The organism is Pseudomonas sp. SAR267 (assembly GCF_052077595.1).
GTDB lineage: Bacteria > Pseudomonadota > Gammaproteobacteria > Pseudomonadales > Pseudomonadaceae > Aquipseudomonas > Aquipseudomonas vlassakiae.
In genome coordinates, this window is the sequence record NZ_JBQIHU010000001.1 from 5,115,367 (window position 1) to 5,129,866 (window position 14,500).

The following is a 14,500-nucleotide window of genomic DNA, read 5'->3' on the forward strand; positions in this document are numbered from 1 at the left end:
AGGGCATTCATCACTCGGTCGGGTCGATGCTGTTGGCGATGGTCATGCTGCGGTTGCCGGGCAGCAGCACATAGCTGTACGAGCGGCCCTTCTTGAGGAACTGCTCGTCGAAGCTGGCGACCTTGGTGTCCTGCTGGTAGGCGGCGAAGTCGATCTTGATCTCGTTGACCATGCGCGTGCCGGTCTCGCCATTGCCAATGGCCTCGACCACGTCATGCTTGCCATCGGAGGTTTTCAGCGTCGCCTGGTTGGCGGTCAGGTTGTAGAAGGCGATCTGCGCCTTCTTCGGCTCGTTGACATACTTGTCGCTGATCAGTTTCAGCTGCTTGCCGTCGTAGACCACCGTACTGGCCGCGTTGGCCTTTAGCTGCGGTTCGATCGACTGGCTGCCGACGGCGATCTTGTGCGGGCCGGCAGGGGTGAAGCGGTAGCCGCTGAGCTGGCCGGCGGCAACCCGTTGCGGGTTGACCTTGCCGCTGAGGGTGACGTCGATGTTGCGGTCGGACAGGTTCAGCACCCGGACGAACGCCGAGTCGGCCGGGGCCACGGCATCGTACAGGTCGGCGTTGCCTTCGGCGGCCAGGGCAGCCTGGCTGGCGGCGGCCAGGGCGATGGCGGTGAACAGTGGGGCAAGTTTCATCAGGTTCTCCTTGAATCGTCAGAAATGCTGGGGCGCAGCGCTGCGGCTGAGCGAGCCGGGGCGGTGGGCGAGCAAGGTGCGCAGGGGGAATTCCCAGACCACGGTGTCGATCTGCGTGTTGGCCAGCTCGTCACTGGCAAGGAACTGGCTCATCGCCTCGAACGGGCCGCGGGCTTCCACGGCAATGCTCAACAGGTCGCGGTTGAGTGCCTCCTTGAGGAAGCCGACAAAGTTCCAGTCGTCGATCTTGCTGTAGCTGGTGCCGACCAGCAGCAGGCTCTGGTTTGCCTCGGCGAACAGGTCGTCGGCGCCTTGTTTGGCCTTGAGGGTTTCGTACAAGGCGATCGGGTTGGGGCCGAACTGCGGCGCCAGGCGCGCATGGTCGAACTGGATGTAGTTCATCAGGTCGCCCTTGATGCTCTTCTCACCGGCCTTGCGCGACACGTACACCTGGTCGCCTAGCAGTTGCGGGCGCTGGCGTGCCAGTTCGTAGGCCGACAGCCGCGCGCCTTCCGGGCTCCAGTGGGTGTCGGACTTGAGGAACAGCGGCGGGCCTTCGAGGTTGGCGAGGAACGCGGCGCGTAGCGGCACCACGTCCAGATGGCGGTTTTGCAGCTCACCGACGAAGTGGTCGTAGAGGCTGGTCACCCGTGGGTCGAAGGCATGCTCGGCATGCGCCGCGTACACATCCAGCTTCATCGGCAGCGGCAGGATCACCAGCTGCTTGCCGTGTTCGGCCAGTTGCGTGCGGACCTTGGCGATTTGTTCCAGTTGGCTGGCGACGTTGGCGTCAAGGTCGTTGGGCACGCGGTATTCCTGGTTGGTGTAGAGCCAGCCATCCTTGCCCAGCACCACACCCTTGGTGCCTTCGCCAAACAAGTAAAACTGGGCATCGGCCCACAGTTCCACCGACGGCTCACGCAGGAAGAAGCGCCTGTCGTAGGCCTGCTCGAACTTACGCAGCAGCTTGCCATCGACGAACAGGTTCCAGGTGTCGGTCGAGGTGCGGGCAAAGCTGAACACCGGCGGCAGCGAATAGATGAACATCGCCGCCAGCACCACCGCGAACAGAATGCCATTGGCCTTGCTGGCCGAATTCATCACCGGGTACATGGCAGGCTCCTAGAACTGGAAATACAGGAAGGGTGAGAACGAGTTGGCCGCCAGGCTGCTGAGCGCCAGCAGAAAGCCGCCCCACAGCAGCACACTGTGCAGCGCGCCCACGTGGCGCATGAAATAACCTTCCTTGTTGCCGGCGTAGAAACGCACGTTGTTGATCCCGGCCAGCACCAGCCAGGCCAGCGCCACCAGGGCAAAGGCCATGGCCATTTTCGAGGCACCGAGCACGTACAGTTCCAGCGAGCCGAAGCCGTTGAAGCCGAACAGTGCCTTGTAGATGTCGATGCTGTGGCGCAGGTCCATGGTGAAGAACAGCGGCATGCTCAGCAGGATCAGCACCCCGGTGCGCAGGTTGCGGCCTGGGTGGTAGGGCGTGGTGACCTTGGTCGCCAGGTTGAACTTGCGTTCGATGACCATGCCCACGCCGAAGAACAGCCCCCAGCAGATGAAGGCGAAACTCGCGCCGTGCCACAGGCCCGACAGCAGCATGGTCCAGATCAGCGCCGGCAAGGCGCCGGCCACGCGCTTGCGCACCAGCGGCATGTATACGTAGTCGCGCAGGAAATGCGCCAGGGTCATGTGCCAGCGTGCCCAGAACTCGGTAATGCTCTGCGCCACGTAGGGCTGGTTGAAGTTCTCCGGGAAGCGAAAGCCCATCATCAGCGCCAGGCCCAGGGCCATGTGGCTGTAGCCGGCGAAGTCGAAGTACAGCTGCAGGGTGGATATCACCAGGCCGAACCAGGCATCGCTGAACTGCAGCGTGCCTTCGCTGACGAACAGCACGTTGATCGGGGCCAGGCGGTCGGCGATCAGCACCTTCATGATGAAGCCGAGCATGAAGCGGCACACGCCCAGCGAAAACAGCTCCAGCGAATGGCTACGCTCGCGCAGCTGCGGCGCCAGCTGGCTGTAGCGCAGGATCGGCCCGGCCACCAGGTGCGGGAACAGCGCGACGAAAGCGGCGAAGTCGATGAAGTTGCGGGTTGGCGTGGCGTCCTTGCGGTAGATGTCGACGATGTAGCTCAGGGCATGGAACACGTAGAACGAGATGCCCAGCGGCAGGAAGATGTTTTCCAGCGTCCAGGTGTTGATGCCCAGCGGCGCCAGCAGCAAGGCCAGCACCTCGGCGCCGAAGTTGGCGTATTTGAAGTAGCCCAGGGTCGACAGGTTGCCGGCCACTCCGACCCACAGCAGACGCAGGGCCAGGCGCTTGTCGCCGGCATCCAGGCGTGCCTTGATGCGCAGGCCGAACCAGTAGTTCCAATAGGTGATGCCGACGAACAGCAGGAGGAAGTCCGGCCGCCACCAGGCGTAGAAAATGTAGCTGGCGGCCACGATCACCGTCGAACGCCACTGCGCCTTGGCCAGGAAATACACGGCCAGGAACAGCGGCAGATACAGGAACAGGAACACATTGGAGGCGAAGATCATGGCACGGCCCTTCCTTAGTAACTGATCACCACGCCGACGCTCAGCTGGTAGTCATCACCGGTTTGCAATGCACTGCCGGCATTGAGGTAACTGGCACTGACCAGCGCGTTGACGTCCAGGTGCTTGCCATCGATAGCCACCGGAAACATCTTCCAGTAGTAGTTGAGGTCGACCATCTGCCCGACATTGCGCCCGTTGCCATTGCTGCCCTGGTTGATGGCGCGATTGCGCTGCGAACGCTGGTCGCCGTTCATGCGGATCGGCAAGGTGCCGTCGGCATCGCGCAGGTCCAGCTGGGTCACCCGCAGGTCCAGCGCGCTGCGCGGGGTGGGGCGGGTCTCCACGGCAAAGCCGTAGTAGCTCAGGTTGCGCAGGTCGAGGGCGACGAACGAGCTGGTCAGGCGCGTGCTGTAGGAGCCGGTGCGGGTGATGCGGTCGGACTGGATGGCGTTCAGGCGGAAGCCGTCGTTCTCGTCGCTGGGCTTGTCGGTCAGGCCGCCTCGCAACGCCACGCGCGGGGTCCAGGCCAGATCGTCAAAGCGCTTGCCGAGTTCGCCGAGGACCGCCCAGCCCTTGCTGCTGTGGCCGGTGCTGGTGACGCCGTTGCCGTCGGTGTTGTCCATCTTGCCGTCCAGCGCCGCCAGTTCCAGGTGGTAGTCGCTGAGCACCGGGTAGGCGAGGTTGTCGCCCTTGAAGAACAGCCCGTAGCGCATGCCCTTGAAGTCGTAGCGGTCGTCGGCGTCGTGGCCGCTGTGGTCGTTCTCGTGCATCAGGCGCACACCGACCTGGTTGTTCTGGCTCCAGCGGTAGGCGTACTGGCCCATCAGGTAGGTGGTGCGCTCCTCGCTGTCGGCCAGGCGGTTGACGTCGGTGTTGTAGTTATGGAACTTCTGCCCGACGGCGAAGAACGCCTCGCTGAAGGTGTCCTGATAGTTGAAACGCAGCGACTCGAGGCTGTCATCCCACCAGATGCCATAGTCGTCATAGAAGCGCTGGCGGCCGAACGATGCAGAGAAGCGTGGGTCGTCGCCGATCAGGTTGCGCTTGACGTACAACTCGCGCAGTTCGGCGTACCAGCCTTCGGGCTGCTCGCGTTCGTTGGCGTTGGACGCTTCGTTGGTCAGGTTGCTCGACTGGCTGGAGTCATAGTTCAACCACAGGCGGCCATAGACCATCCATTTGGCCCAGCGCTTTTCCGGCGAATACCAAGCGAACGACGGCTCGTAACGCAGGCTGTAGAACATCTCGCGGTCGCTGCCGACCTGGGAGTCTTCAGGGCCGTAGCCGGTCTGTACGGTGAGCTTGTTGAACACTTCCGAGGTGATCACCGGCTCGCTGCCATCCAGTGCCGTGACGCGCACCGGTTCATTGCTGTCGGCCTCGGGGCCGGTGATTTCTTCTGCGGCGAACGCCGCCGGCAGCGGCACCAGGGCCAGCAGGGCGCCGAACAGGGGGTGATGCGCTTTCACAGGGTGGCCTCCTTGAACAGCCCGTTGCGAGCGGCCAGGGCACGCTCGATATCATCCTTTGGCAGGGTCTTTTCCAGGCGCCTGATCAGGCTGCGCGCGCTGCGTTCACCCAGGTCGAGGGCGACGCGGGCATAGGTGTAGGCCTTGACCGGGTCGTGGCACAGGGCACGGCCGTAGGCGTGCAGGGTGGCCATGCGGTACCAGGCGGCGGTGTTGCCCTTGTCGGCTTCGGCCTGGAACAGCGCCAAGGCCTTTTCCTGGTCAGGCTGGTCTTCGACGCCCTTGCTGTAGTACTCACCCAGCAGCAGGCCGGCACCGGGGTAGCCGCTGGCGCGCAGCTCCTCGATCAGGGCGCGGGCTTTGTCCGGGTCCAGGGTCAGCCAGTTGTTGACCATGTAGAACTGCGCCTGCAAGGCCTTGGCCCGGGTGGGTGCGCGCTCGCGCACCTGGTCGATCAGCGCCTGGGTTTCCTCGGCGTTGTGTTCGGTCGGGTTGGAGATCATGTAGTTGGCCTTGGACACCATGGCCGGCACGAAGCCACGGGCCACGGCCACATCGCGCCAGCGCTGGACGCGGGCGGTAGCCAGGTTCAGTGCGTCGTCCTGCGCCTTTTCTCGCGCCTGTTGCTCGGGCGTCGGTGGCAGCTTTTCGGCGCCAGGTGCGCTGGCCTGGTTGTCGTAGCGGTCGGCTTCCTGTTCGGCGCGCTGCACGCTGGTGATGCTGTCGAGCAGCGCGGCGACGCGGTGGATGATCTCCACCGGCAACTGCTCGCGTTCAGGCTCGAGCTGGTCGGCGAAGGGCGGGAACAGGCGGTCCTGCTGTTCGCCGAGGAACGCGTAGTAGCGGTCCAGGGCGCGCACGTCCACGCGCACCGCCTGGCGATACCAGCGCTCGGCGCCGGCACGGTCGCCCTGGCGTTCGGCAAGCACGGCGTGGTACAGCTCGGGGCGGCAGTTGAGCAGGCAGGCCTGTTCGTACAGGGCCAGCAACTGCGCCGCCTGGGCGGTGTCGACCAGCTCCGGGTAGGTCAGGAACACTTCCAGCGTGGTGCTGGTGTTGCGTGGGTCGAGGTTGGCCGGGTAGCGCGTCAGTGCCTGGGCCATCCACGGCCGCAGCGTCTCGCGCAGGCTCGGGGTGCGGTCGATCAGGCGGGCCAGCGAAGCCAGTGCCGGGACCATGCCATGGCCGTCGGCAAAGGCCTTCTGATACAGCGCCACCACTTCTGCGCGGCTGGCATCTTCGCGCCCGGCCAGCACATCACCCAGCAGCAGGGTACTGGCCAGGTCGCCACGGGCAGCCAGTTCGCGCAGGTCGGTGGTGACCTCGGCCGACGGGTCCTTGTACAGCGCGTAACGGATCTGCTCCAGGCTCTGCCCGGCGCTGGCCGAGCTGGCGCAGGCCAGGGCCAGGCCAGCCAGCAGCAGGCGTGGGGGCATATTGGCGGTCATGGCGTCATCGTCCTCGGCCGTTTAGCGCGCTGCGCCGAACGGCAGGCCCATGAACAGGTCGACCGCTACCGCTTTCTGGTAGGCCGCCGCCGGCAACGGGCTGTCAGGCTGGATGGTCAGCGCCAGGTTGCGGTTGACCTCATCGACCCGTGCGTCGACCACCTTGCCACTGTAGTGCTGGTCGAGGCCGAACACCTGCATGTCCACCGACTTCACCCGGTCGACATCGGCGAGCTTGTCGAACGGCACATTGGCGCGTACGAACAGGCCCTGGTCCTTGGGCAGCAGGTGCATCAGCGCGGCTTCTTTATAGCCGTAGCCGTCCAGGCGCTGGTTCGGGTAGTAGACCGTGCAATCGCACGGGCTGTTGATCACGGTCTCGATGGTGGCGCGGCCGAGCAGGGTCTGCAGGTCACCCGGCGACAGGTCGGCGACCGCCTTCATGTCGGCCGGGCTGGTGAAACTGGTGGCCAGCTGCGTGGAGATGCTGGCCAGCGGCTGGCCGGCCTGCACTTCGGTGGCGCCGGCGGGCAGCAGGTACTTCACATAGCCGTTGTCGGGCATGCTGATGACCTGGGCGTTGGTCGCCACCTGGGCCTGCAGCGCCGGGATGCGGAAGAACAGCAGGTAGCCCTTGTAGCCGACGAAGGCCAGCGCGGCGATGCCAGCGGCGGTGTACAGCAAGGTGCCGGTCAGGGCCTTGAGGCGGGCGCCCGGGGTGCGTGCGCTGGCGTACTTGTGCTTGCGTTCCTTGATGTAGTTCTCGCGCTGCATGACATTGAACAGGCCGTTGATGTCGGCGATCTCGCCGGACATATAGGCGCTGATCAGGTAGCGCAGGATGTCGCGCTTCTGTGCATCGAGTTCGACGAACTGCGCGCCCACTTCGCTGCCACGCTGGGAGACGATGCGGATCTTGCTGTCGATGTTCAGGTCGACCTGGTTCAGGCGCAAGCGGATCGAGGCGTCGTACAGGGCGCCGACGTTCAGCGGCGCGTCGTGGATCAGGCCCAGCCCGCCCAGGGAAATATCCTGCAGGGCGACTTCGAACGGGGCCTGGCCGGCACTGGCCAGGCGCACCCGTGCGTTCATCCGGGTGCGCACGTACTGGCGCTCGTCGACCGCCTCGTGGACGATGTTGGCCGCTGTCTTGCCCGGGGCCGCGGGAATGTTCGTGGTACTCATGTGCAGGCGCCTTTCCTTAACGTTGCGAGAGTTCTAGGAGAACGGTGATGACCCCGAAGAAGATCGCGATCGACGAGCACAGCATCGCCTTCGAGGACCAGCGGTTGAGGCTGGCGTCGAAGTCGACGCTGCCAGTGGCCAGGGTGGTCTTCTGTCGCGTCCAGCTTTGCTGGTCCATGTGGAACATCGCGTAGACCTTCATCAGCGAACCGACGATCTGGTTGTAATAAAGAACGAAGGGGTACATCGGGCTGACCGGGTGGCCGGCGAAGACGAACAGCACAGTCACCAGGCTGCGCGAGATCAGCACCCAGAACAGGTACACCAGCAGGTACTGGATACCGAACACCAGGCCGGCCACCACCGAGGCGGTCAGGCCCATCAGGCAGGTCCACATCGACACGCGTTGGTCGAGCAGCACGTACAGGGTGAACAGCCCCAGGCGGGCCCGGCCGAGCAGGGCAGTGGCGCGGAAGTTCTGCCGCAGCGAATTGCCGTACCAGCGGAACATCAGCTGGCGGGTGGCGATCCAGAAGCTGTCGCTGGGCGGATGCTCGACGGTCAGGGTATGGCTGTCGGGCACGTAGAAGGTATTCCAGCCAGCGCGCATCAGGCTCAGCCAGCTCGACTTGTCGTCCCCGGTAAGGAACTGGAAGCGGCCCAGGCGCCAGTGTTCGAGGAAGTCGGCCTCGACGTCGCGGATGAACTCGGGGTCGGTCATCACTTCGGCGCGGAAGAACGACAGCCGCCCGGTCAGGGTCAGCACCCGGTGCGACAGCGCCATCGAGCACATGTTGATGTGGCGCTGGACGAAGCGCATCGAGTGCCACTGGCGCATCCAGCGGCTGCCCTCGACTTCGCAGAATTCGTTGGTGGTCAGGCCGCCCACGTCTGGCAGCACGGCGAACAGCTTGACCGCTCGCTCGACACAGCCAGGCAGCATCATGGTGTCGCCGTCGACCACGCCGACCACGGCGTCACTCAGCGGCATCTGCCGCGACAACGCGCGGAAGGCATGGGCCAGGCCGTCACGCTTGCCGGTGCCCCGGGCGCGGACGATCACCAGCTTGATGTCGTCACGGTCCTTGACCTCGTTGCGCATGATCTGCTTGATGAAGGTCTCGTCGCCTTTCTCGACGATCGACGCGATGACCGTGCAGGGCACGTTCAGCCGTTGCACTTCCTGGAACACCGACTGGTAGACCTTGAAGGTGGTGGTGGTCGGGATGCGGAAGCTGGTCACCACCATGAACATGTGCGAGGGCAGCGCAGCATCGCCCAGGCGCTCGACCTGCCGACGCAGGCGCGGAAACTTCCAGTGCAGGAAGTACATGCCGCGCAGGTAGTGGACCACGGCATTGCCGTAGCGCCACATGCCCAGCGTGCCGATGATGAAGATGAACAGGTGGTGGTCCGGGTCCAGGTACTGCGGCGCGACCATTTCCGACGCCAGCGCAATCAACCCGGCGAGGCACGCCCAGCCGAAGAAGCTGGCGCCTGCGCGCAGGTAACCGGGGGCCACGAAGGGCGGTTGCTGTCGATCCATGTCGGCTTGACTCCTGTTTTTGCGGTGCCCGCGCGCCACCCCGCCGAGGCCTGGGCCAATGGCAGGTGGTGCGCGGTGGGTGCCGGGTCGGTTACCAGCAGATGCCTTGGCTGTGGCTGTCGCTCAGGCCGGGCATGAAGCCGACCAGGTCGATCACCTGCTTGCCGTGGCCGCTTTGCAGGGCGCTGGCAAAGCGTGGGTCGTTGTTGCCCAGGACGATCACCTCGGCGTCATCGATCACCTGCTGCAGGTCGCTGTGCAGCAGCGACGAAACATGGGGGATCTTCGCTTCGATGTACTCCTTGTTGGCGCCGTGCACGCGGGCGTATTCGACGTTCTCGTCGAAGATGTGCAACTGGTAGCCCTTGCCGATCAGGCGCTCGGCCAGTTCCACCAGCGGGCTTTCGCGCAGGTCATCGGTGCCGGCCTTGAAGGCCAGGCCCAGCAGGGCGATCTTGCGTTTGTCCTGGCGCTCGATGAGGTCGAAGGCGTTTTGCACCTGCGAGGCATTGCTGGCCATCAGCGAGTCGAGCAGCGGCGCCTTCACATCCAGGCTGGCAGCGCGGTAGGTGAGGGCGCGCACGTCCTTGGGTAGGCACGAGCCGCCGAAAGCGAAGCCCGGGCGCAGGTAGTAGCGGGACAGGTTGAGCTTGTGGTCCTGGCACACCACATCCATCACCTCGCGGCCATCGACGCCGGCAGCCTTGGCAATGTTGCCGATCTCGTTGGCGAAGGTGACCTTGGTCGCGTGCCACACGTTGCAGGTGTACTTGATCATCTCGGCGACTTCGATCGACTTGCGGATCACCGGTGCCTCAAGGCCGTTGTACAGCGACTCGAGCAGGTCACCCGACTGGCTGTCCAGTTCGCCGATCACCGTCATGGCCGGGAAGTCATAGTCCTGGATGGCCGTGCTTTCGCGGAGGAATTCCGGGTTGACCGCCACGCCGAAGTCGACGCCGGCTTTTTTACCCGAGTATTGCTCCAGGATCGGGACCACCACGTTCTTTACCGTGCCTGGCAGCACGGTGCTGCGGACCACCACGGTGTGGCGGTTGGCCTTGTCGCGCAGGGCGGTGCCGATTTCCCGGCAGACCGCCTCCATGTACACCAGGTCCAGGTCGCCGTTCTTCTTGCTCGGGGTGCCGACGCACAGCAGCGACAGGTCGCTGGCGAGGATCGCTGCCTGCACGTCGGTGGTGCCGCGCAGGCGGCCTGTGCTGACACCGTCCTGCAGCAGTTGTTCCAGGCCTGGCTCGACAATCGGCGATTTGCCCTGGTTGATCAGTTCGATTTTTGCCGGAGAAATGTCCACCCCCAGCACGTGATGGCCGCGGGCCGACAGGCACCCCGCGCAGACTGCGCCTACATAGCCAAGTCCAAAGATACTGATGTTCATACGTCCCTCTCCCTGGGGCACGGCAAAGCCGGCCGAGATACATCGTTCATGAAGTTGTCGAATGGCAGACGCGCAGAAGTAAGCCGCGCTCGAAATGGCGTTGCAGGCTGTTTCTTAGTGGTCTTTTTACAGCCTAAGGGCGTTTTTATTTTTATTGCAAGCGCTGATATTGGGTTATTTGAAATTTATTTAATTCTTGCTTGTTAAAGTTTAAAAACTCTTAAAAATCAATACGTTAAAGTTGTTGTTAGTTGGGCGTCAAAAAATTGATAACGTCCTGAGTGGCGATAAAGTGACGCCAAGGACGTGGCGTTCTGCTGGTTTCTCCCTTGGCTTGGTCAGCCTGAACTGCACCGCTGGGACGGCTAAGATCCCTGTAAATCAAGGCCTTCCAGGTCGCGGTGGTGGCGCAATACTGGCTTGCGACGAAGGTCGGCGATGGGCATAGTGACCGCACAGTCTGCAACTGCTCTCGGGATTGTGAGCAGGTAGCCCATGACGGCACAGGAACAAGGAGAACGTCATATGAAAGGAATCGGCCCACGGCTGCGAGAAGAACGTGAACGGCTGGGCATGACCCAGCGGGTATTTGGTGATATCGGCGGCGTCGAACCCAACGCTCAGGGCAAATACGAAAGTGGCGAGCGCACGCCACGGGCGGATTACCTGGCAGCGCTGGCGACCAAGGGCGTGGATGCGCTGTATGTGCTCAGCGGGGAGCGCACTCCGGCGCCGCTGGAAAGCCTGTCGGCAGATGAAACCGGTCTGCTGGGCGCGTTCCGGCGGTTGCCGGCGGCTGACAAGGCGGCGTTGTGGCATCTGCTGGGGCGCCTGGTGGGTGAGGGCAGTACGGGGGAAGTGGCACGACAGCCGCGTCATGAGCGTCAGACGTTTCTGTAGGAAGTTTTACGCTAGGTCCGCCGTGAAAAATTTTGTTAAGGTGGCGGGATCCAATCGCCCTGTTGACGAGGTGTCTGCTTGATTAGGGTTCTAGTGGTCGACGATCACGATCTGGTTCGAACCGGTATTACTCGCATGCTGGCTGATATCGACGGCCTGCAGGTGGTGGGTGAGGCGGATTCGGGCGAGTCGGCGCTGAAACTCGCCCGCGAACTGAAACCTGACGTCGTCCTGATGGACGTGAAGATGCCCGGGATCGGCGGCCTGGAGGCCACCCGCAAGCTGCTGCGCAGTCACCCCGACATCAAGGTGGTGGCGGTTACCGTGTGTGAAGAGGACCCGTTCCCCACCCGCCTGATGCAGGCCGGCGCCGCCGGTTACCTGACCAAGGGCGCCGGCCTCGACGAAATGGTCCAGGCCATCCGCCTGGCTTTTGCCGGCCAGCGTTATATCAGCCCGCAGATTGCCCAGCAGCTGGCGCTGAAGTCGTTCCAGCCGCAAGCGTCGCCGTTCGACGCGTTGTCGGAACGGGAAATCCAGATCGCCCTGATGATTGTCGGCTGCCAGAAAGTGCAGATCATCTCCGACAAGTTGTGCCTGTCGCCCAAGACCGTCAATACTTACCGCTATCGGATCTTCGAAAAACTCTCGGTCACCAGCGATGTCGAATTGACCTTGCTGGCCGTTCGCCACGGTATGGTTGACGCAAGCCTCTAATCCTTCATGTCACAAGTCTTTGATGCCAGCGCGTTCCTGGCGACCTGCAGTGGTCGCCCAGGCGTATACCGGATGTTCGACGCCGAGGCGCGGCTGCTCTATGTGGGCAAGGCCAAGAACCTCAAGAAACGCCTGGCCAGCTACTTCCGCAAGACCGGCCTGGCGCCGAAAACCGCTGCGCTGGTGGCGCGCATCGCCCAGGTCGAAACCACCATCACCGCCAACGAGACCGAGGCGCTGCTGCTCGAGCAGAACCTGATCAAGCAGTGGCGCCCGCCGTACAACATTCTGTTGCGCGACGATAAGTCTTATCCCTACGTATTCCTGTCGGAAGGTGAATTCCCGAGGCTGGGCATCCACCGCGGGGCGAAGAAAGCCAAGGGGCGGTATTTCGGGCCGTACCCCAGTGCGGGCGCCATTCGCGAGAGCCTCAGCCTGCTGCAGAAGGCCTTTTCCGTGCGCCAGTGCGAAGACAGCTATTTCGCCAACCGCACCCGCCCATGCCTGCAGTACCAGATCAAGCGCTGCAAGGGCCCGTGCACCCAGCTGGTCACGCCAGAGGAGTATGCCGAGGATGTGCGCCACTCGGTGATGTTCCTCGAAGGCCGCAGCCAGCAGTTGGGCAACGAACTCAACGAAGCCATGGAAAAGGCGGCAATGGCCCTCAATTTCGAGAAGGCCGCCGAGCTGCGTGACCAGATTGCCTTGTTGCGCCGGGTCCAGGACCAGCAGTACATCGAAGGCGGCTCCGGCGATGTCGATGTGGTGGCCGCCTTCGTCAACCCCGGCGGTGCTTGTGTGCACCTGATCAGCGTGCGCGGTGGCCGGGTGCTGGGCAGCAAGAACTTCTTCCCCCAGGTGGGCATCGAGGAGGAGGTAGCCGAAGTCATGGCTGCGTTCCTGTCGCAGTACTACCTGGGCAACGCCGAGCGCGAGCTGCCCGGCGAGCTGATCGTCAATGTGGTGCACGAAGACTTCGAGGCCATCACCGAAGCCGTGCAGAGCCTGCGCGGCCGTGAGCTGAGCATCAGCCACCGGGTGCGCGGCACCCGCGCACGCTGGCAGCAACTGGCGGTGACCAACGCTGAACAAGCACTCAATGCTCGCCTGGCCAACCGCCAGCACATGGCCGCGCGCTTCGAGGCCCTGGCCGAAGTGCTTGGCCTGGATGAGGTACCGCAACGCCTGGAATGCTATGACATCAGCCACTCCAGCGGCGAAGCCACGGTCGCCAGCTGCGTGGTGTTCGGCCCGGAGGGCCCGATCAAGTCAGATTACCGTCGCTTCAACATCGAAGGCGTTACCGCTGGCGATGACTACGCCGCCATGCACCAGGCCCTGACCCGCCGTTACGGTCGGATCAAGGATGGCGAGGGTAAATTGCCTGATGTGCTGCTGGTGGACGGCGGCAAGGGCCAGCTGAACATGGCGCGCGAAGTGATGCAGGAGCTGGCCTTCACCGACCTGACCCTGCTCGGCGTGGCCAAGGGCGTGACCCGCAAGGCCGGCTTCGAGACCCTGTACCTCAACGACGTGACCCATGAATTCACCCTCAAGGGCGACAACCCGGCGTTGCACCTGATCCAGCAGATCCGCGACGAAGCCCACCGCTTCGCCATCACCGGCCACCGCGCCCGGCGCGGCAAGGCCCGCCGCACATCGAGCCTGGAGGACGTCGCCGGGGTAGGGCCCAAGCGCCGCCGCGACTTGCTGAAACACTTCGGCGGCCTGCAGGAGCTCAACCGCGCCAGCATCGATGAGATCGCCAAAGCGCCCGGCATCAGTAAAAAGCTCGCCGAGTCGATTTATGCCAGCCTGCATAGCGAGTAGAATGCCGGGTTCAACCCGCAGCCAGTCGTACCGATGAATATTCCAAACCTGCTCACCGTTCTACGCGTCCTGCTCATCCCGATCTTCATCCTGCTGTTCTATGTGCCCTATCACTGGAGCTACATGGCCGCCAGCACGGTGTTCGCCATCGCCGCCGCCACCGACTGGCTGGATGGCTACCTGGCGCGTCGCCTGCAGCAGAGCACGCCCTTCGGCGCCTTCCTCGACCCCGTGGCCGACAAGCTGATGGTGGCCGTGGCCCTGGTGTTGCTGGTGCAGGTGCACGCCAACTTCTGGCTGACCCTGCCGGCAGCGGTAATCATCGGCCGTGAAATCGTCGTTTCGGCATTGCGCGAGTGGATGGCCGAACTGGGCGCGCGGGCGCATGTGGCGGTATCCAGCCTTGGCAAGTGGAAGACCGCGGCGCAGATGCTGGCGCTGGTGATCCTGCTGGCCAACCCGCCGGTGGTAAGCTTCTGGGTCGTGTTGGGCTACGGCCTGCTGTTGGTGGCGGCGGCGCTGACCCTGTGGTCGATGGTGCACTACCTGCTTGCTGCCTGGCCGCACCTGCGCGAAGGCTCCGAGCAAAAATAAAACTTTTTTGAATCAAGGGGTTGACGCCGTTTTAGATATCGCTAGAATGGCACCCATCACGACGCGGGAATAGCTCAGTTGGTAGAGCACGACCTTGCCAAGGTCGGGGTCGCGAGTTCGAGTCTCGTTTCCCGCTCCAAATTGGCCTTGACGAAGTATTTCGGTAAGGCAAGTAAAGAAGGCCCTTCGGGGCCTTTTTTCGTTTCTGTCAAGTCCGCGCCG

At 63.4% G+C, this 14,500-nt stretch carries 12 protein-coding genes and 1 tRNA gene; 5 read left to right on the forward strand and 8 right to left on the reverse strand.

Translation table 11 applies throughout. The annotated features are described in order from the left end of the window. Positions 1 to 10: 10 nt before the first annotated feature. From ACTORR_RS23875 to ACTORR_RS23910, 8 genes are all read right to left on the reverse strand, one after another. Positions 11 to 640: an alginate O-acetyltransferase AlgF gene (locus ACTORR_RS23875; protein WP_054884902.1), complete on the reverse strand. Its 630-nt coding sequence runs from the start codon at positions 638 to 640 to the stop codon at positions 11 to 13. An 18-nt stretch (positions 641 to 658) separates the two neighbouring features. After that, a complete protein-coding gene (locus tag ACTORR_RS23880) occupies positions 659 to 1,753 on the reverse strand; it encodes an alginate O-acetyltransferase (RefSeq protein WP_054884903.1) in 1,095 nt (364 codons plus the stop codon). Between the two features lie 9 nt (positions 1,754 to 1,762). After that, on the reverse strand, positions 1,763 to 3,190 hold the full coding sequence (locus ACTORR_RS23885) for an MBOAT family O-acyltransferase (protein ID WP_054884904.1): 1,428 nt from the start codon (positions 3,188 to 3,190) through the stop codon (positions 1,763 to 1,765). Positions 3,191 to 3,204: 14 nt separating this feature from the next. Next, positions 3,205 to 4,659 (reverse strand): alginate export family protein, encoded by a 1,455-nt coding sequence (locus tag ACTORR_RS23890; protein WP_313364938.1) that lies wholly within the window; start codon positions 4,657 to 4,659, stop codon positions 3,205 to 3,207. Beyond that, positions 4,656 to 6,107, reverse strand: a complete 1,452-nt coding sequence (locus ACTORR_RS23895; RefSeq protein ID WP_441343923.1) for a tetratricopeptide repeat protein — start codon at positions 6,105 to 6,107, stop codon at positions 4,656 to 4,658. The genes ACTORR_RS23890 and ACTORR_RS23895 overlap by 4 nt, the downstream gene beginning before the upstream one ends. Before the next feature lie 21 nt (positions 6,108 to 6,128). Beyond that, complete coding sequence (locus tag ACTORR_RS23900; protein ID WP_313364937.1) at positions 6,129 to 7,292, reverse strand: PilZ domain-containing protein; 1,164 nt, start codon at positions 7,290 to 7,292, stop codon at positions 6,129 to 6,131. 16 nt (positions 7,293 to 7,308) lie between these two features. Further along, on the reverse strand, positions 7,309 to 8,838 hold the full coding sequence (locus ACTORR_RS23905; RefSeq protein ID WP_177332377.1) for a glycosyltransferase: 1,530 nt from the start codon (positions 8,836 to 8,838) through the stop codon (positions 7,309 to 7,311). Between the two features lie 91 nt (positions 8,839 to 8,929). Then, positions 8,930 to 10,237, reverse strand: coding sequence for a nucleotide sugar dehydrogenase (locus tag ACTORR_RS23910; protein WP_176508606.1), 1,308 nt, complete (start codon positions 10,235 to 10,237; stop codon positions 8,930 to 8,932). Between the two features lie 525 nt (positions 10,238 to 10,762). On the opposite strand from ACTORR_RS23910, the gene ACTORR_RS23915 reads away from it, so the two are divergent. The 5 genes from ACTORR_RS23915 (at position 10,763) to ACTORR_RS23935 (ending at position 14,417) form a co-directional block, all read left to right on the forward strand. Beyond that, the gene (locus tag ACTORR_RS23915; protein ID WP_313364936.1) at positions 10,763 to 11,137 is read left to right on the forward strand and encodes a helix-turn-helix domain-containing protein; all 375 of its coding nucleotides are present in this window, start codon (positions 10,763 to 10,765) and stop codon (positions 11,135 to 11,137) included. A gap of 78 nt (positions 11,138 to 11,215) precedes the next feature. Beyond that, the gene (gene gacA, locus ACTORR_RS23920; protein WP_054884910.1) at positions 11,216 to 11,854 is read left to right on the forward strand and encodes a response regulator transcription factor GacA; all 639 of its coding nucleotides are present in this window, start codon (positions 11,216 to 11,218) and stop codon (positions 11,852 to 11,854) included. 6 nt (positions 11,855 to 11,860) lie between these two features. Continuing rightward, on the forward strand, positions 11,861 to 13,684 hold the full coding sequence (gene uvrC / locus ACTORR_RS23925) for an excinuclease ABC subunit UvrC (RefSeq protein ID WP_186603514.1): 1,824 nt from the start codon (positions 11,861 to 11,863) through the stop codon (positions 13,682 to 13,684). Between the two features lie 33 nt (positions 13,685 to 13,717). Beyond that, entirely contained in the window at positions 13,718 to 14,278 is a 561-nt protein-coding gene (gene pgsA, locus ACTORR_RS23930) for a CDP-diacylglycerol--glycerol-3-phosphate 3-phosphatidyltransferase (RefSeq protein WP_027920568.1), read from the forward strand. A 63-nt stretch (positions 14,279 to 14,341) separates the two neighbouring features. Beyond that, positions 14,342 to 14,417: transfer RNA gene (locus tag ACTORR_RS23935), tRNA-Gly, on the forward strand. The last annotated feature ends 83 nt before the right edge of the window (positions 14,418 to 14,500 follow it).